General features: G+C 33.9%; 16 protein-coding genes. All 16 read left to right on the top strand.

From position 1 onward, the window contains the following. Window positions 1-4 precede the first annotated feature (4 nt). Window positions 5-577: an acyltransferase gene (locus CIL05_RS00080; RefSeq protein ID WP_206207730.1), complete on the top strand. Its 573-nt coding sequence runs from the start codon at window positions 5-7 to the stop codon at window positions 575-577. A 13-nt stretch (window positions 578-590) separates the two neighbouring features. Continuing rightward, a complete protein-coding gene (locus tag CIL05_RS00075) occupies window positions 591-1,484 on the top strand; it encodes a glycosyltransferase family A protein (RefSeq protein WP_095653464.1) in 894 nt (297 codons plus the stop codon). A 116-nt stretch (window positions 1,485-1,600) separates the two neighbouring features. After that, a complete protein-coding gene (locus tag CIL05_RS00070) occupies window positions 1,601-2,977 on the top strand; it encodes a UDP-glucose dehydrogenase family protein (protein WP_095653463.1) in 1,377 nt (458 codons plus the stop codon). Further along, the gene (locus CIL05_RS00065) at window positions 2,952-3,980 is read left to right on the top strand and encodes an NAD-dependent epimerase/dehydratase family protein (protein WP_095653462.1); all 1,029 of its coding nucleotides are present in this window, start codon (window positions 2,952-2,954) and stop codon (window positions 3,978-3,980) included. Before CIL05_RS00070 ends, CIL05_RS00065 begins: the two co-directional genes overlap by 26 nt. A 72-nt stretch (window positions 3,981-4,052) precedes the next feature. Further along, complete coding sequence (locus CIL05_RS00060) at window positions 4,053-5,012, top strand: glycosyltransferase family 2 protein (RefSeq protein ID WP_095653461.1); 960 nt, start codon at window positions 4,053-4,055, stop codon at window positions 5,010-5,012. Between the two features lie 99 nt (window positions 5,013-5,111). Further along, entirely contained in the window at window positions 5,112-6,206 is a 1,095-nt protein-coding gene (locus CIL05_RS00055) for an EpsG family protein (protein ID WP_095653460.1), read from the top strand. 118 nt (window positions 6,207-6,324) lie between these two features. Further along, complete coding sequence (locus CIL05_RS00050; RefSeq protein WP_095653459.1) at window positions 6,325-7,623, top strand: lipopolysaccharide biosynthesis protein; 1,299 nt, start codon at window positions 6,325-6,327, stop codon at window positions 7,621-7,623. After that, the gene (locus CIL05_RS00045) at window positions 7,624-8,760 is read left to right on the top strand and encodes a CapA family protein (RefSeq protein ID WP_095653458.1); all 1,137 of its coding nucleotides are present in this window, start codon (window positions 7,624-7,626) and stop codon (window positions 8,758-8,760) included. A gap of 79 nt (window positions 8,761-8,839) precedes the next feature. Then, window positions 8,840-9,751: an ATP-grasp fold amidoligase family protein gene (locus tag CIL05_RS00040; RefSeq protein WP_095653457.1), complete on the top strand. Its 912-nt coding sequence runs from the start codon at window positions 8,840-8,842 to the stop codon at window positions 9,749-9,751. Between the two features lie 157 nt (window positions 9,752-9,908). Further along, window positions 9,909-10,907 (top strand): TAXI family TRAP transporter solute-binding subunit, encoded by a 999-nt coding sequence (locus CIL05_RS00035; RefSeq protein WP_095653456.1) that lies wholly within the window; start codon window positions 9,909-9,911, stop codon window positions 10,905-10,907. Window positions 10,908-10,930: 23 nt separating this feature from the next. Beyond that, window positions 10,931-12,877: a TRAP transporter permease gene (locus tag CIL05_RS00030; protein ID WP_095653455.1), complete on the top strand. Its 1,947-nt coding sequence runs from the start codon at window positions 10,931-10,933 to the stop codon at window positions 12,875-12,877. 126 nt (window positions 12,878-13,003) lie between these two features. Continuing rightward, a complete protein-coding gene (gene tnpA, locus CIL05_RS00025) occupies window positions 13,004-13,333 on the top strand; it encodes an IS66 family insertion sequence element accessory protein TnpA (protein WP_095653454.1) in 330 nt (109 codons plus the stop codon). Then, window positions 13,327-13,683: an IS66 family insertion sequence element accessory protein TnpB gene (tnpB, locus tag CIL05_RS00020; RefSeq protein ID WP_095653453.1), complete on the top strand. Its 357-nt coding sequence runs from the start codon at window positions 13,327-13,329 to the stop codon at window positions 13,681-13,683. Before tnpA ends, tnpB begins: the two co-directional genes overlap by 7 nt. A 139-nt stretch (window positions 13,684-13,822) precedes the next feature. Then, window positions 13,823-15,331 carry an IS66 family transposase gene (gene tnpC, locus CIL05_RS00015; protein WP_240510083.1) on the top strand — a complete coding sequence of 503 codons (1,509 nt, stop codon included), beginning with the start codon at window positions 13,823-13,825 and terminating at the stop codon, window positions 15,329-15,331. Window positions 15,332-15,572: 241 nt separating this feature from the next. Continuing rightward, complete coding sequence (locus tag CIL05_RS00010) at window positions 15,573-16,943, top strand: UDP-glucose dehydrogenase family protein (protein WP_095653451.1); 1,371 nt, start codon at window positions 15,573-15,575, stop codon at window positions 16,941-16,943. Continuing rightward, window positions 16,924-17,955, top strand: a complete 1,032-nt coding sequence (locus tag CIL05_RS00005) for a GDP-mannose 4,6-dehydratase (RefSeq protein WP_095653450.1) — start codon at window positions 16,924-16,926, stop codon at window positions 17,953-17,955. Before CIL05_RS00010 ends, CIL05_RS00005 begins: the two co-directional genes overlap by 20 nt. Window positions 17,956-18,712 lie beyond the last annotated feature (757 nt).

Raw genomic sequence — 18,712 nt, 5'->3', positions numbered from 1 at the left:
CTTAGTGAGTAGAGGTAGAGATAAATTTAAGAAATTTGCTCCTATAATTATGTCAATGGTAAAAGTTTTTAATTTATTACCTACAAAAGTATTGAAAAAATTATTGCTATTTTTTCAGCAAACGAAAGGCAATAAAGGATTAGTAATAAGGTATATATTGCTTAAATGTATATCCCCTAAATTTGGTGAGAATGTTAGTATTCATCCAAATGTATACATTATAAATCCTGAAAATCTATCTATTGGTAACAATGTTAGTGTTCATCCATTTTGTTATATAGATGCAGTTGGTGAAATTATTATTGGTGAAAATGTATCAATTGCTCACGGTACTACAATTCTATCGAGCAGCCATAACTTCCAAGATTTAGAAGTTCCAATAAAAGAACAAGGTTTGACCTTCAAACAAACAATTATAGAAGATAATGTTTGGATTGGCGCAAAAGTAACTATTTTGTTTGGTACAAGATTAGGTTCGGGTATTATTATAGGCGCGAATTCCGTTGTGACAAAAGATGTTAATTCAAACAATATAGTAGCAGGTTCTCCTGCTAAAATTATCGGTATAAGAAATTGAGAGGAATCATGTCATGAATAATCTAATAACGGTCTTTACGCCTACTTACAATCGAAGTAATAATTTAATAACATGTTATCAAAGTCTAATCGAACAAACCAATAAAAATTTTATTTGGATGATAATTGATGATGGGTCTACAGATGAAACTGAAGAGGTTGTTAAAAAATTTAATAAAGAGAATAAAATAAACATTGAATATATAAAGAAGGAAAATGGCGGAAAAGCTTCTGCTATAAATTTAAGCTTAAAAAAATGCCAAACAGAGCTATGGGTCTGCCTGGACTCGGATGATTATCTTACGCTCGATGCAATTGAAGTTATTGCCTCAAAATATGAACAAATAAAGGGAGACCCCAAAAAATGCGGGCTGCTAGCATTAAGAACTGACCCTAGTGGGGAAGTTATGAATAATCAAAAAAGAATACCACCCGGTATCAAATATTCAACACTTCAATATATTAGATACAATCTAGGAATTGAAACGGAATATGCGTTCGTTTATAAAACAGAAATTATTAAAAAATTTCCTTATCCAATAATAAATGGAGAAAAGTTTATCCCTCTAAGTTTTATATTCGATCAAATTGATTTGAAATACAAATACTTAATCATTCAGGACGATATAATGGTAAGTGAATATTTAGAAGATGGGATTACCAGACAAAAAGTTTCACTCATTAAGAAAAACCCAAAAGGTTATAGTTTGCATAACAAACAGAGAATCCAATTAGCACCTAATATAATTTTGAAAATTAAAGCAATAATCTTATATGGACTTGGATGTATATTAGACCAGGACTCAAATGCTTTATCTTGCTTGAATAATTCGCCAGCTAAGATCTTAACTGTTTGTTTATATCCAATAAGTTACTTGATTTATATTAGAAAATACAAAAAAGTGTAATTAGCCAATGGAACTGATATAGTCCCAGTTAAATTCGTAAAAAAGTTTATACCACATTTAGTGAAAATAACCACTAATAGATAGATTGAAAAATTACTCAGAAAGGATTGGTTTCTATGTACAAAATTGCGGTAGCAGGAACAGGCTACGTAGGCCTAGTAGCAGGTGTGACTTTCGCAGAGGTAGGTCATCAAGTGGCTTGTGTTGATATAGATGAAGAGAAAGTAAAAGTAATGAAATCTGGTGTTTCCCCAATTTATGAAGAAGGTTTAGAAAAATTAATGCAGAAAAATTACGCTGCTGGAAAATTGGATTACACAACAGATTATAAAACAGCCTATAAAGATGTGGATGCAATCTTTATAGGAGTAGGCACACCTGAACAGGCTGATGGATCCGCGAATCTATCATACATTGCAACTGTGGCAAGACAGATTGCAGAGACAATTGAAAATGACTGTTTGGTTGTTGTGAAGTCGACTGTACCAATTGGAACTAATGATAAAGTCGAGCAGTTTATTCAAGACTTTTTAGTTCATGATGTAAGAGTAGAGGTAGCATCAAACCCAGAGTTCTTGGCGCAGGGGTCAGCAGTTCATGACACATTACATGCTGCAAGAATTATAATTGGTGCAGAAAGCAAATGGGCGGAAGATCGCCTCATGAGTATCTATGAACCGTTTAAACTGCCAATTGTATCTGTAAATAGAAGGTCTGCTGAAATGATTAAATATGCTTCAAATGATTTTCTTGCCCTTAAAATATCCTATATGAATGATATTGCTAATCTGTGTGAATTAGTTGGTGCAGATGTACAGGATGTGGCAAAAGGAATGAGCTTTGATGAGAGAATTGGAAGTAAATTTTTAAATGCAGGTATTGGCTTTGGAGGTTCCTGTTTCCCAAAAGATACGAAAGCCTTGGAGAATCTTGCTAGACAAAATGGTTACGATCTTAAAACTGTAAAAGCAGCGATTGATGTAAATAAAGGTCAAAAAACACTACTATATAAAAAAGCAAGCAAACGACTAATAACATTTAGCGGCTTAAAAGTTGCAGTACTTGGTTTAACTTTTAAACCTGGAACAGACGATTTAAGAGAAGCTGCATCACTTGAAAATATCCCATTATTACTAGAACAGGGTGCTGATATCTATGCATTTGATCCTGTGGGTGCAAAAAACTTTGAAAAAGTACATCCAGAAGGACCAAATGGAAAAGGAACCATTACCTATGTATCGAATGTAGAACAAGCATTGCAGGATGCTAATGTGTGTTTTGTGTTTACCGAATGGGAAGAAGTTAAAAAAGTAACTCCAAAAAAATACAAAAATTTAATGAGAACTCCATTAGTATATGATGGAAGAAATATTCATGATGTTCTGGAAATGGAAAAAGCAGGTGTGGAATATCATTCTGTTGGAAGACCTTCTACAAGTCTAGCTGGTAAAAAGGAGTCAAAGAATCATGACTTTCAAAACACCAGATACTAGTAAAACATATCTCGTAACAGGTGCGGCCGGATTTATCGGGTTTTTCTTATCACGGAAACTGCTTGATCAAGGCTGTCGAGTAATAGGGCTTGATAATCTGAATGACTATTATGAAGTAAAGCTTAAAGAAACTCGATTGGAACAGCTAAATCCCTTTGAGAAATTTACTTTTCTGAAAGAGGATATTTCTGATAAGGATGCCCTTATGAGGGTTTTTGAAGAATATAAACCGGATATTGTAGTGAATCTTGCTGCACAAGCTGGAGTACGATATTCTATTGAGAATCCAGATGTTTATATGCAAAGTAATGTTATAGGCTTTTATAATATCCTTGAAGCATGCAGAAATTATCCGGTAGAACATCTTATCTACGCTTCATCCAGCTCTGTATATGGAGCGAATAAGAAAGTGCCATTTGAAGAAACTGACTTTGTAGATAACCCCGTATCTTTATATGCATCTACAAAGAAATCCAATGAATTAATGGCACATACCTATAGTCATTTATACAAGATCCCGGCAACAGGGCTTCGTTTCTTCACTGTATATGGGTCGTTGGGAAGACCTGACATGGCTTATTTTAGTTTTACGAAGAAGCACTTTGCTGGCGAACCAATAAAAATCTTTAATAATGGTGATTTCGAAAATGATTTGTACCGTGATTTCACATATATAGACGATATTGTAAAAGGAATGGTACTTCTTTTAAATAACCCTCCTTTTGAAGGAGAAGTGACTCATAAAATATTTAACATCGGAAATAATAGTCCCGAAAAGTTAATGGTATTTATAACAGCTTTAGAAAAAAGTTTGAGTAATGCTTTAGGAAGAGAAGTAACTTTTAATAAAATATTTGAACCTATTAAGCTTGGAGATGTGCCAGCGACCTATGCATCTACAAAACAACTAGAAAAAGCTATTGGGTTTAAGCCAGAAACCTCAATCGAAGAAGGTTTGCAAAAGTTTGCGGATTGGTATGTAGAATATTATAAGCTTGTATAACTTCAGGTTTTAATGAAATAGGCTTTTATTGAAGAAATTAAGTAGAAAAGCAAGAGTAAAAAGGAGCACATTATGGTTAATCTTTCTATAATCATTCCGCATTATAATTCATCTTCGTCTTTAAAAACACTTTTGCAGACGATACCAAATTTAAAAGATATACAAACTATTGTTATAGATGATAATAGTAATGAGAAACATAAAGAAGAGTTAGTAAATCTTAAATTGAACTGTGGCGATAAAAATATTGAATTCTATAATAATGACACAAGCAAAAAAGGTGCAGGTGCTTGTAGAAATATAGGTTTGAAAAGAGCTAGTGGAAAGTGGCTGTTATTTGCAGATTCTGATGATTATTTTCTTGAAGGCTTTTATAAAAAAGTACATCATTTTTTTGAGTCTGCAAACGATATTATTTTTTTTGCGCCAACAAGTATTGAAATAGACACCGGTAAAATATCAGATCGCCATTTGACTTATTCGAAATTAATTGAAAATCAGATAGTTAATCCAAGCTTTAAAACTGAAGTTTTTCTTAGGTATTGTTTTTATGTACCATGGACTAAGCTAATACGAGCAAATTTAGTTTGTGAAAATAATATTATGTTTGATGAAGTTATTGCTTCAAATGATGTGATGTTTTCTACTAAAACAGGTTACCATATGAAAAAGTTTGTCGTTTCTCAAGAAGTTATTTATTGCGTTACAAGAAATAAAGGAAGTCTAACTACTACAGTCAGTGATAAAATATATGATGCTCGATTAAATGTATTTATAAACCAATACAAGTTTCTTCAGGAAAATGTGTCTAGCGAAGAGTTTAAAGCTTTAAATTTAAGTGGAATGGGATATATTAGTAAATCAATGAACCATGGGGTTCGAAAAACATTAAAAGTTTACTCGAAACTAAAAATAAATAATATACTTGTTTTCAATCCGAAAATTTTTAATCCAGTTTGGTTTTTTAATAAAGTAATTAAAATATACTTGAAAAATAAAAAAAACAAGAAATACGTAAAAAACAGCAAATAACAAAATCAAGCTGAGATCTATTAATTTAAACAATTTATTTATTGCGAAATATCCATGTGATAAATTTTATCATAATAGTTTTGTAGATTAGAGGTACTTATGAATATTCTAGGGATAAATCTAATACTATTTTTATTATTGTCATTCTTTTTATTAGGAATAATAAAATCTAAAGTTACTAAAAAGTTATTTGTGATTTTAATTACAATTCAATTTGTTATTTTAAATGGATTAAGAAGTTATAATGTCGGTGTGGACACTATTAGGTATGAAAAATCTTTTTTAGAAGTTCTGAATTTTAATGCAATAGAGGATTTTTTAACAAGTGAAATTGATTTTGGTTATAGAGTATTTTTGGAATTTATGACTATATTCACTGATGATTTTAATATGTACTTACTTATATTTGCTATACTTACTTTTGCTTTATTTGGAATAATAATATATAAATATTCCAAAAGCATTTTCTTAAGCTACATATTATTTATTGGTTTAGGTTTTTTTGACCACTCATTTAATATTGCTAGACAAACTCTTTCCATAATAATAGTACTTTATTCATTTAAATTTATTATAAGTAGAAATTTCTTGAAATTTTTAATTGTAGTTTGTATTGCAATTGTGTTTCATACAGCAGCATTTATATTTCTGCCGGCATATTTTATTGCTCAGATGAAGTGGTCAAAAACTAAAATCATTATAATTACAATTATTTGTACGCTGATTTCTATCTTTAGTAAACAAATAGGAAAATTACTTACTTTTATTTATTATGATGATGCTGAAGCAATGATAAATCAATATGAAAGTGCAGGGAGTATTGGTGGTCTGGCAGTATTTATAATTGTATTGTTATTTATTGGCCTTTTTATTCGTAACCCAATAAAACATGACGATTTTCAGAATAGAGCATTGTTCAATATTATGGTGATCTCATTGCTAATACAATTAATGAGTTCTTTTTCATATCTTTTCTCCAGGTTAAACTTGTTCTATTTAGTTTTTGTAATTTATTATATTCCCTATCTGCTATATATCCTTGATAAAGGCCCAATTAAATTTAAAACAAAAGAATTGATAGTAGTAAGACTTATAGCTAAATTTATTATTACTTTAGTGCTAATTTTATATTATTTAAATTTAATAAAAATAAATGGTCCTGGTATATTACCTTATACTTTCTTTTGGGAATAGATTCCACTTTCAAGAAAATTCCATGAAAGTATTATGATACTATAAAATATTTGGATTACTTAACTTTTAAACTGATTTTTAAAAAAGATATTTTGGCTGGAATTAAGGAGTAGCAATAATGAAATTTAATATAAAAAAGTTAACTAGTAAATCTTTTGTACGAAATGTAATAATAATGACCACTGGTACAGCAGCAGCGCAAGCTGTTTCACTTGCTTTATCTCCAATCATAACAAGATTATATGGACCAGAAGCATATGGCTTGATGGGCGTATTTATGGCTATAATTCAAATTATCGCTCCAATCGCAGCATTATCATACCCTATTGCTATTGTATTACCTAAAAGTGATAAAGACGCTAAGGGATTGATTCGACTTTCTTTATATATTTCCGTGGTGATTGCAACTATTGTAGCTATTATCTTAATGTTTTTTAGTCAAAAGATTGTTCAATTGTTTCAGTTGGAAGACATAGAACCGTTTTTGTACTTAATTCCAATTGTTATATTGTTTGCAAGTTCTTTGCAGGTGACAGAGCAATGGCTTATTCGTACCAAGCAATTCGCAATCACAGCCAAAGTATCATTCTTACAAGCTTTATTATTGCAAGGCAGCAAAGTTGGTATTGGTTTTTTCCATCCCATAGCTGCTGTATTAATAGTTCTTACAGCTTTAGGAAATGGATCTAAAGCGTTCCTGTTAAATTTATTTTTAAGAAGGTCTAACTACAAATCTCCAAGTACAATAAACGAGGAAAGTAAATCAGTAAGTTATTTAGCTAAAGTTCACAGAGACTTTCCATTGTATAGAGCACCACAAGTCTTTATCAATGGAATTTCTCAAAATCTCCCTATATTGTTATTAACGATTTTTTTTGGCCCAGCTTCAGCGGGGTTTTACACAATAGGAAGAACTGTATTAGGTATGCCTACACAGTTAATAGGCAAGTCTGTAGGGGATGTATTCTACCCGAGAATTACTGAGGCTGGAAATAAAGGTGAGAATCTAACAAGATTAATTATAAAAGCAACGTTAGCATTGGGAGCAATTGGAATAATTCCTTTTGGAACTATTGTTATTTTTGGTCCATGGCTTTTTAGTGTTGTTTTTGGTGCTGACTGGTTGACAGCAGGAGAATTTGCTAGGTGGATGGCACTTTGGGTATTCTTTATGTTTATTAATCAACCTAGCGTGAAGTCACTACCGGTTATGATGGCACAGGCTTTTCATTTAAAGTATTCTATTTTCACTATAATAATACGCACAGGTGCATTAATAGTAGGTTATTATTTGTTTTCCAGTGATGTAATCGCTATTGCTTTCTTTTCTATCTCTGCTGCTATATTAAATATAGGATTAATTTTAATTACGCTTCAAATCAGTAAAAATTTTGATATGCAACGGAGGGGGATATAAGTGACTAAGATTTTTATATGTGGGGACATTGTTAATTATGGGAATGATGATGGCCTTATTTGTTCAAGTTCATTGTCAAAAAAAATTTCTGAGGCTGATTATTCGATTTGTAATTTTGAAGCCCCTATTGAAATAAATAGCAAACCAGTACCGAAATCTGGTCCACACCACTATCAAGAGAAAACTACTATAAGTGGATTAGATCGACAAGGGTTTAATCTATTATGTTTGGCAAATAATCATATAATGGATTATGGGGAAAGTGGTCTAACTGCAACAATTAAGGAAGCAAAACAAATGGGCTTAGAAACAATTGGTGCAGGTTTTAATTTTAATCAAGCATACGAACCGGTAGTAAAGAGATTTAATAATATTAAAATTGGTTTTATAAATGCGTGTGAAGCCCAATTTGGTGTAATTGATTATTTTTCTAGTGAAAATCAGCCAGGGTATGCTTGGATCAATCATAGTGAAATAGACAAAAGAATTTTGGAATTAAAAAAAGAATGTGATTTTGTTATTGTACTTGCACATGCTGGTTTGGAACATTATGATATACCACAGAAAGAATGGCGTTTGCGTTTCAAACATTTTTGTGATTTGGGTGCTGACGCAGTAGTAGGCTCACACCCTCATGTCCCACAAGGATATGAGTATTATAATGATTCTATAATCTTCTATAGTTTAGGTAATTTTTACTTTGATTCAAAAAAATTTCGTATGAAAGAGGATTCTTCTTATTCTATAATTTTAGAATTAGGGAAAAATAAGAAAGTAGATTTCGAGCCAATTTTCCATTATAAGAAAAACGGCGTTGTACAACTAGCTCCTATTGAAAAGCAAATTGATTTAAAGGTACTAAATAATATTCTATTTGAAGATTATAATAGATCACATGATAATATGTCTCTTGAAATTTTCTATGGTAAAATTAAAAAAAATCTTATCTATTCTCTATCTCCGATTCCTTATGATGGTGGATTAAAATCATCTGTCAAAAGAATTATAAATTTTTTGTTAGGAAGAAATAAGGTGAATAAAAGATTGCTTTCTTTGCATTTATTAAGAAATGAATCTTATTATTATGCAACAAAACATGCACTAGAATTAATTTCACGTAATAAAGATTTACCATGATAATTTTATAAAAGATAATGTAAATTTATATATAATTTTTTTATTTTATGTCAAATTTTGACAGAGTGGGGTTTTCTAAATGACAGTTAAAGAAAAATTAAAAAAAAGTAATTTAATTAGAAGTTATTATACCAAAAGTAAGAATAGATTAGTAAAATTATCACCAGTGTTAGCAACAAAATTTCTATACAAAAAAAAGACGGGCAAGAAATTAAATTTAAATAAACCAAGAGATTTTAATGAAAAGCTTCAATGGCTAAAATTATACTGGCAACATCCATTGGTTGTGCAATGTGGTGATAAATATGAAGTAAGGAATTATGCGAAGGATTTAGGCTGTCCAGAAATTCTAACCGAAATATACGGCATTTATAATAGTGTGGAAGAGTTGGAATGGCAAACTTTGCCGCAAAAGTTCGCATTAAAAGTTACAAATGGTTGTGGTTTTAATATAATATGTGAAAATAAAAGTAAACTAGATAAAGAGAATACATTAAATCAATTGAAAAATTGGCTCAACACAGATTTCAGTCTAAAAAACGCAGAATTACATTACTCAAAGATGAAGCCAAGAATAATTTGCGAGAAATTCATTGAAACAAACGAAGGGCAATTACCTGTGGATTATAAAATATACTGTTTTAATGGAAACCCAGAAATAATATTAGTCACTCCTGAGAGGGAAACTGGATTTAAAAGATTCATCTTTGACTTAGATTGGAATATTCTTAATTTCGAAAAAGGAAGTACAATATCAAAGTCAGAGTTACCCAATGAACCACGATCATTAAAGAGAATGATTGATTATTCCAGAAAACTATCAAAACCCTTTCCTTTTGTAAGAGTTGATTTTTATGATTACAATGATAAACCAATACTAGGGGAAATGACATTCACACCTGCTGCTGGTATGGCTACCCACTACACTGATGATGCATTAATTGAAATGGGCGATATGATTAATTTACCTGAGAAAATATACAATAAATAACTTCATTAGTGGTAATTAGTGTGAAAAAATCTATTAATCGACAGAATAATATATAAAAATCTATCAAAAACTAGTATTATATTATTAGCTAATTAAAAATTGTTTTGGAATAGTGATTTAACAAGTGAAGTTTATATTACAGTATTGGAGGAAAAAAATGAAATTATTTAAAGGATCATTAATCTTAATAGCTATATCTATTATTCTTATTGGTTGTAGCTCAGATACTGACAGCAATGGGGATAATAATCAAGTCAATATTGGGACTGCTGGAACTGCTGGGATATTTTATGTATTAGGTAATGGAATTGCAGATGTATGGTCTGACAATGTAGCGGGACTAAATGTATCTGTTCAATCAACAGCGGGATCACCACAAAATATAAATTATATTGAAATGGGTGAGTCCGATGTAGGCTTTTCTCAAAATGGTATTGCTTTACAAGCATGGGAAGGCAAAGGTCCTTTTGATGGAAAACCAGTTAAAAATATTAGAGCACTAACCTTCCTATACCCTAATTTAGCATACTTTGTAGTCGATGAAGATTCCGGTATTAAAAAGCTTTCAGATTTACAGGAGAAAACATTAGCTCCTGGAGCAGTTGGAAGTGGAACAGAACAGAATGCAAGAGAAATTCTGAAGCTTGCTAATGTTGATTATCAAGATGGAGGAAATGCAGACGTACAATACCTTGATAATGCTGAGTCAGCTAGTATGTTTGTTGATGGAAAAGTTGATATGGTTTATATCGCTGGTGGATTAGGGCACGCAAGTGTTGTTGAAATGGCTACTTCAAGTGATATAAAAATACTACCAATAGAGGGCGAACTTCAAGGGAATATTTTAGAAGAATATCCTTGGTATTTCCCATATACTATTCCAGAGGATTCTTATAAAGGACAATCAGCAGCTGTAGATACAGTCGCGGTAGGGAATTTATTAATTGTAGACGAAGCGATGAGTGATGACACGGTTTATAGTATGTTAGAATCTCTTTATGGTAATGTAGATACTTTAACGAATACTTATAAAGGTATTAGTGATTTAAAGGTTGAGGATGGACTAAATGGAGTTACCATCCCCCTTCATCCAGGAGCTGTTAAGTTTTTTGAAGATAATGGTTTGGAAATACCTGAAGATCTAATTCCAGAATAAAACCATATTACAAGGATGAGAAAATGAGTAAGCATAATAAAAAACTTAACCAGAATATAGAGGTTTCAAATCAAAGCAAATATAGAAATTTTAATAATAAGTTTTGGAAGTATTTAATATTTGCTATAGCAGTTAGTTTATCAATCTTTCATTTATATAGTGCAGGTTTTGGTTCTTTACTGGCAATTAAGTTTCGCGCAGTACATATTGGGGTTATCATGATCCTAATATTTTTACTAATCCCTCATAGAAATAAAAAAGTTGATTCTAACCTCTTCAGTAAATATCCCAGTATCTTTGATGTTTTGTTGGCTTTATTATCGGGAGTTACCATAGGATATATTTTTTATTTTTATGATGACGTTATTTTAAGAGGTGGAATAGCTAACCAAACAGAGATAATATTAGGAACGATATTTCTTTTGTTGATTCTAGAAGCTGCTAGAAGGTCTGTAGGTTGGGCTTTACCTTTATTAGCCGTGATTTTCTTTTTGTATGGCTTATACGGTGAATGGATTCCTGGTCCTTTAAATCATGCTAATTTTTCATATCGAAGAATGATCGAGCAGATGTATATCAGTACAGAAGGAATATTTGGAATTGCGTTGGGAGTATCGGCTCAATATATCTTTTTGTTTATATTATTTGGTGCTTTTATGAGTAAAACAGGAATGGGTCAATTAATAACTGATATGTCTTTGGCAGTATCAGGGAAAAAGGCTGGAGGACCTGCAAAAGTAGCTGTAATTGCTAGTAGTACAATGGGGACAATTAACGGTGCAGCCGTGGCAAATGTTGTAACTACTGGTTCCTTTACTATTCCCTTAATGAAAAAAATTGGGTTTAAACCAGTATTTGCTGGCTCAGTGGAAGCTGTTGCTTCAGCAGGTGGGCAGATTGTTCCTCCTGTAATGGGCGCAGCAGCTTTCATCCTAGCAGAATTGACTGGAATATCATATGCAACCGTAATGATAGCAGCAATAGTTCCAGCTTTCCTATATTACTTTTCTACTTGGATCATGATTGATAGAGAAGCCAAAAGGTTAAATTTACGCGGATTAAACAAGGAAGAACTCCCATCTTTGAAGGAGACCTTTATTAAAAGAGGGCATATGATTATTCCATTAGTAATAGTCGTTTCTTTAATAGTTTATGGACTTACTCCTATTTACGCTGCCTTTTTTGGGATTGTGAGCATATGGATTGTTAGTTTTCTAAGAAAAGAGACAAAATTAACTTTTAAAGAATTTATGCTGACTTTGGAAGAAGGTAGTAAGGGAGCATTATCAGTAGCAGCTGCGTGTGCGGTTGTAGGTATCATCATAGGAGTTGTTTCATTAACAGGTCTAGGAGTATCATTTACTTCTATTATGTTAGATTTAACTCATGGTCAATTGCCATTATTGCTATTACTAACGATGCTTTCCTGTATCATTTTGGGTATGGGACTCCCTACTTCTGCAGCTTATATCATGGCTGGAACGGTAGCAGCACCAGTTTTAATTGCGACAGGGGTAGAGGTACTTGCTGCCCACCTATTTGTATTTTATTTTGCAACATTATCTACTTTAACCCCACCAGTTGCTTTAGCATCGTATGCTGCAGCAGGAATTGCCAATGCATCACCTTCTAAAGTTGGTTGGGCTGGATTTAGGTTAGCTATAGCAGGATTTATTATTCCGTTTGCATTTGTTTATAATCCTTCACTTATACTTATCGAAGGTGGGATTGATAATATATTAATTTCGTTATTCACAGCAATGTTTGGAATTTTTCTGATAGCAGCTTCTGTAATAGGACATTATGTAGTGAATTTATCTATGTTAAATAGAACAATACTCTTTATATGTGGAATATTGTTAATTTCCTCTATTTTATGGGCTAATTTGGTTGGAATATTAGTAGGGTTATTTATTTTATTTGTACTTAATAAGCAAAAATCCAGTATTCAAACTAATAGTTTAATATAGATTATATTATAATTAAAAGTTTTACGTAATATTTTTAATTCAAGGTAAGCGTAAAATAGTTACCACATTTTAATAGTAAGTCATACGTGCGATAATCTTCTTAGAAATCATTCGGGAGGTTATGCGATGACTCTAACAGACAAAAGAATAGAATGGAAAGCGCGGTATAAAGCCTGGAAATCAAGTGATTTGAGTGTGGCTAAGTGGTGCCGAGAACAAGGGATAAAAGTTCATCAAATGTATTATTGGATTCAAAAGTTTGAAAGTAATGAGGAATCCCCTGAACAACTACCTGAGACACAGTGGCTAGCAGTAAATATGGAAGATGAATCTTCACACACTGCAACACAAGAACCAGTATTTATTCATTTCGGAGCGATTTCAGTCGAGGTTCGTCCAGGAGTTAATATGGGCTTAGTATCTGATATTGTTCATGTGCTACGAAAAGAATGTTAACAGGTTCCCGGTTTGAACGTGTTTACCTAGCTCGTGGCAGTACCGATCTTCGTAAATCAATTGATGGTCTTGCCGTTATTGTGAAAGAATGCTTTGACCTCGATCCTTTTTCCCCCTGCCTATTCGTATTCTGTAATCGGAAACGGGATAAGCTAAAAATCCTGCAGTGGGAACATAACGGTTTTTGGCTGCATTATCGAAGACTGGAACGTGGAACATTCCACTGGCCATCCGAAACGAATGCGGCACCGATGGATATCAGTCCACGGCAACTGCGCTGGCTACTGGATGGTCTACCAATGAATCAAAAACAGGCACATCAGGAAGTGAAAGCACGCACTATTCTTTGAAATATTATTAAGCGAAAAAAGATAGAGAATTCGGCTTTTCAAGCCGGCTTCTTTATCGTATACTAATTTTATGGAAACTACAGCGCAAACCTCAAAAGACAAAATTGAATATTACAAAGCGCATAATGAAAAGCTTGAAATGGAAAAAGAAGCGTTAGAGGCCAAATTAAAATGGTATGAGGAGCAATTTCGCCTTAGTCAGCAACGCCGTTTTGGATCTTCCAGTGAGCAAATGCACCCGGATCAACTATCCCTTTTCAATGAAGCCGAGGTAACTGCCGACGAAACCGTTGAAGAACCGACAGTTGAGACGATTACATATAAACGCAAGAAACAGCGTGGTCAGCGTGAACGTATGCTTGAAAACCTGCCAAAAGAGACGATAGAATATCGTTTATCTGAAGAAGAGCAGGTCTGTTCGTGTTGCTCTGGCGCGCTTCATGAAATGAGCACCGAAGTACGTAAAGAGTTGAAGATCATCCCAGCTCAGGTAAAAGTGGTAGAGCACGTACGTCATGTTTACAGCTGCCGGCACTGCGAACGCCACGAAATAGAGACACCTATCGTTACGGCAGAAATGCCAGCTCCTGTTTTTCCAGGAAGCCTAGCTTCTCCATCAGCAATTGCCTATTCGATGTCGCAAAAATATGTGGAGAGTATGCCACTTTACCGCCAGGAAAAACATTTAGAACGATTTGGTGTTTCCATACCACGTCAAACGCTGGCCAATTGGATTTTATATGGCGCAGAGACCTGGCTCCGTTTAATTTTCAATGAAATGCATGAGCAACTCCTGACACGGGATATTTTACATGCGGATGAAACAACCCTGCAGGTGCTTTCTGAGCCAGATCGGCCTGCGACGTCGACTTCCTACATGTGGCTTTATCGCACAGGAAAAGAGGATACACCTATTGTCTTGTACGATTACCGAAAAACCCGTGCTGGAAAACATCCCAGCCGTTTTCTAGAGGATTTCCAGGGTTATCTACATGTGGATGGGTATGCCGGTTATCATAAAGTTTCAGATGTAACGCTAGTCGGCTGCTGGGCGCACGCGCGCCGCAAATTTACAGATGCCTTAAAAGCACTCCCTGAATCAGCGGGTACCTCTGCGGTAAAAGCGAAGGAAGGTCTGGCATTTTGTAATCAACTTTTCGCAATCGAGCGCGAACTAAAGGAAGTCAGTCTCAAAGAACGATATGAAATACGCTTGGAGCGCAGCCAGCCAGTGTTGGAGGCTTTTTCAGCATGGCTTCGTGAACAAACGCCACGTGTACTGCCAAAAAGCGCACTTGGTCTGGCGATTAAATATTGTCGTAACCAATGGGATAAATTAGAGGCATTCCTGCAGGATGGTCGCCTGGAAATAGACAACAACCGTGGTGAAAGATCAATCAAACCTTTCGTAATCGGAAGGAAAAACTGGCTTTTCAGCAATACTCAAAAAGGGGCCGAATCCAGTGCAATTATCTATAGTATTGTGGAGACAGCCAAAGAAAACGGATTGAATCCATTTCACTATCTTAAATACTTATTCGAAGAACTTCCCAATATGGATACAACAGATAAAACTAAGTTAGATCAACTCCTACCATGGTCACAGACAATTCCAGAAGAATGTCGTGTTCCAAATAAATCTAAATAAATCATAACATTAGTCCACATCTAGAAATAGGTGTGGACTATTTTACGCTTACAATTCAAGGAATCTTAGTTGTAACTGGGATTCCTTTTTATGCCTGAAGGATTTTGGGGTCAGTCCCCCACAACGTTAATGTGCTAAAGTACACAAGTAGGTTTAATTAAGGGGGACTGATCAACGAGTCTTTGCCGAAAGGTACCAGACGAAATGTTATATAAATATAAGAGTAAAGGAAGGCGTAATAATGTATAAAATAGCAGTAGCAGGAACAGGTTACGTTGGCCTAGTAGCCGGTGTAACTTTCGCTGAAGTAGGTCATCAAGTAACTTGTGTTGATATAGATGAAGAAAAAGTAAAAGTAATGAAATCTGGTGTATCTCCAATTTATGAAGAAGGTTTAGAAGAATTAATGCAGAAAAACTATGCTGCAGGAAGATTGGAATACACAACAGATTATAAATCTGCTTATAAGGATGCGGATGCAATATTCATCGGTGTTGGGACACCGGAGCAACCTGATGGATCTGCAAATCTATCCTATATAGCGACTGTTGCAAGGCAGATTGCTGAAACAATTGAGAATGACTGTTTGATCGTTGTGAAATCGACGGTACCAGTTGGAACAAATGATAAAGTAGAGCAGTTTATACAGGACTTTTTAATTAACGATGTAAAAGTGGAGGTTGCCTCAAACCCAGAATTTTTGGCACAAGGTTCCGCAGTGCATGATACATTACATGCTGCCAGAATTATAATTGGTACAGAAAGCAAGTGGGCTGAAGAACGTCTCACGAATATCTATGAACCTTTTAATTTACCTATTGTATCGGTTAATAGAAGATCAGCTGAAATGATTAAGTATGCTTCTAATGACTTCCTTGCACTTAAAATATCCTATATGAATGATATTGCAAACCTATGTGAATTAGTTGGCGCAGATGTTCAGGATGTTGCAAAAGGAATGAGCTTTGATGAGCGAATCGGAAGTAAATTTTTAAATGCTGGTATTGGATTTGGTGGTTCATGTTTTCCTAAAGATACAAAAGCATTGGAAAACCTTGCAAGACAAAATGGCTATGATTTAAAAACTGTCAAAGCGGCAATTGATGTAAACAAAGATCAAAAAACACTACTATATAATAAAGCAAGTAAACGATTAATAACCTTTAACGGCTTGAAAGTTGCAGTACTTGGTCTAACCTTTAAACCGGGAACAGATGATTTACGAGAAGCAGCTTCACTTGAAAATATTCCTCTATTATTGGAAAAGGGCGCTGATATTTATGCATTTGATCCAGTAGGGGCGGAAAACTTTGCTAAAGTGCATCCAGAAGGGCCAATAAGTAATGGCTCCATTACTTACGTATCAAATGTAGAACAAGCATTGCAAGATGCCAATGTATGTTTTGTATTTACGGAGTGGGGAGAAGTTAAAGCGGTCACTTCTGAAATGTATAAAGATCTAATGAGAACACCGTTAGTATACGATGGACGTAATATATATGATGTAAACGAAATGGAAGAAGCAGGCGTGGAATATCACTCTGTTGGAAGACCATCTACAAGTGTAGCAAGCAGAAGGGAGTCTAAGAGTTATGAACATCACAACTCCTGATACCAATAAAACATACCTTGTAACAGGTGCAGCAGGCTTTATCGGATTCTTTTTATCAAGAAAGCTACTTGATCTGGGATGCCGTGTAGTAGGCATTGATAATTTAAATGACTACTATGATGTAAAGCTTAAAGAAAATCGTTTAGAAAAGCTTTATCCTTATGAAAAGTTTACATTTCTTAAAGAAGATATCTCTGATAAAGCTGGACTTATGAAGATTTTTGAAGAGTATAAACCAGAAATTGTAGTGAATCTCGCCGCACAAGCAGGTGTGCGATATTCCATTGAAAATCCGGATGTTTATATCCAAAGTAATGTTATAGGCTTTTATAATATACTGGAAGCATGTAGACATTATCCAGTAGATCATCTTATTTACGCATCATCCAGTTCGGTTTATGGAGCGAATAAGAAAGTACCATTTGAAGAAACGGATTTTGTGGATAATCCTGTGTCTTTATATGCTTCTACCAAGAAGTCTAATGAGCTAATGGCACATACTTATAGTCATTTATATAAGATTCCAGCAACGGGGTTACGTTTCTTTACTGTTTATGGACCAATGGGACGACCAGATATGGCTTATTTTGGTTTTACTGATAAGTATTTTGCAGGTGAGACGATTAAGATATTTAATAATGGCGATTTTGAGAATGATCTTTATCGGGATTTTACTTATATCGATGATATTGTTACTGGTATTGAAAGGTTGGTCAGTACACCTCCGAGTGGGGATGGTGAAGTTGCTCATAGAGTGTTCAACATTGGAAACAACAGCCCAGAGAAATTAATGAAATTTATTACAGCGCTAGAACAAGCTTTAGGTAATGCAATGGGTAAAGAAATAGAATTCAATAAAGAGTTTGAGCCAATTAAGCCAGGAGATGTACCAGCTACTTATGCTTCAACAAAGCAACTTCAGGATGCGGTAGGATTTAAACCTGAGACTAGTATTGAAGATGGATTGCAGCGGTTTGCTGATTGGTATGTGGGGTATTATAGGGTTAACTAATAATATTAAGATCCAGAGTTCCACACTAATTTGTGATACTCTTTTTAGGGAAATATAGTGTAAATGGTAAAAATAAAAGAAGTAACTACTAATTTTAGTAGTTACTTCTTTTATTTAAGCATTAACTGTAAAAAAGATCAGGTACAATCTTTCCTTCTTTTCATCTGATTTCACAGAATCATTAGTAGGTTATCCTATAAGAAGGAAGTATGGCTCCCATTGAAAATAGACTAGATAGGATAGAAAGAAACTTGCCAAGGTGATCACCAATTTTTGTCATCCACATCACTCCCACAAAATAAAAATAGAATGAATTCAGGATATATAGTAGTACTAAGCTTGTCATCATCAGTAATGGTAAGCCATATCCATTAGACACAAGTGTGTTTCGACAAACATCAGTATATACCTTTCCATGTGAAAAATCAAGAAAATTGTTTTTAGAATCTAGAATACTATAGTTGTTATACACATTTGACTGATTTTCAATAAGATCAATTCCCAGCAAGCGGGCTATATTATGGAATATATGGAATTTAGGTGCATGTCACTTCCCGATTTATGAAGGTTTTCAGGATAATAAATCTATACAAGTTTCCTGATGGATATTATTCTGATTGTCATGGCGGTGTAAGCGTCAAATACTTCCCACATTTTAATAGTAAGACATCCGTGTGATAATCTTCTTAGAAATCATTTGGGAGGTTATACGATGACTCTTACAGACAAAAGGTTAGAATGGAAAGCGCGGTATGAT

This window comes from Virgibacillus profundi, from assembly GCF_002287375.1.
GTDB lineage: Bacteria > Bacillota > Bacilli > Bacillales > Amphibacillaceae > Virgibacillus_K > Virgibacillus_K profundi.
This window is presented reverse-complemented; position numbering and strand designations above follow the sequence as displayed.

Coding starts and splice junctions, on each gene's coding strand:
- CIL05_RS00075 (WP_095653464.1), top strand. CDS start 591: ATGAATAATCTAATAACGGTCTTTACGCCTACTTACAATCGAAGTAAT.
- CIL05_RS00070 (WP_095653463.1), top strand. CDS start 1,601: ATGTACAAAATTGCGGTAGCAGGAACAGGCTACGTAGGCCTAGTAGCA.
- CIL05_RS00065 (WP_095653462.1), top strand. CDS start 2,952: ATGACTTTCAAAACACCAGATACTAGTAAAACATATCTCGTAACAGGT.
- CIL05_RS00060 (WP_095653461.1), top strand. CDS start 4,053: ATGGTTAATCTTTCTATAATCATTCCGCATTATAATTCATCTTCGTCT.
- CIL05_RS00055 (WP_095653460.1), top strand. CDS start 5,112: ATGAATATTCTAGGGATAAATCTAATACTATTTTTATTATTGTCATTC.
- CIL05_RS00050 (WP_095653459.1), top strand. CDS start 6,325: ATGAAATTTAATATAAAAAAGTTAACTAGTAAATCTTTTGTACGAAAT.
- CIL05_RS00040 (WP_095653457.1), top strand. CDS start 8,840: ATGACAGTTAAAGAAAAATTAAAAAAAAGTAATTTAATTAGAAGTTAT.
- CIL05_RS00035 (WP_095653456.1), top strand. CDS start 9,909: ATGAAATTATTTAAAGGATCATTAATCTTAATAGCTATATCTATTATT.
- CIL05_RS00030 (WP_095653455.1), top strand. CDS start 10,931: ATGAGTAAGCATAATAAAAAACTTAACCAGAATATAGAGGTTTCAAAT.
- tnpA (WP_095653454.1), top strand. CDS start 13,004: ATGACTCTAACAGACAAAAGAATAGAATGGAAAGCGCGGTATAAAGCC.
- tnpB (WP_095653453.1), top strand. CDS start 13,327: ATGTTAACAGGTTCCCGGTTTGAACGTGTTTACCTAGCTCGTGGCAGT.
- tnpC (WP_240510083.1), top strand. CDS start 13,823: ATGGAAAAAGAAGCGTTAGAGGCCAAATTAAAATGGTATGAGGAGCAA.
- CIL05_RS00010 (WP_095653451.1), top strand. CDS start 15,573: ATGTATAAAATAGCAGTAGCAGGAACAGGTTACGTTGGCCTAGTAGCC.
- CIL05_RS00005 (WP_095653450.1), top strand. CDS start 16,924: ATGAACATCACAACTCCTGATACCAATAAAACATACCTTGTAACAGGT.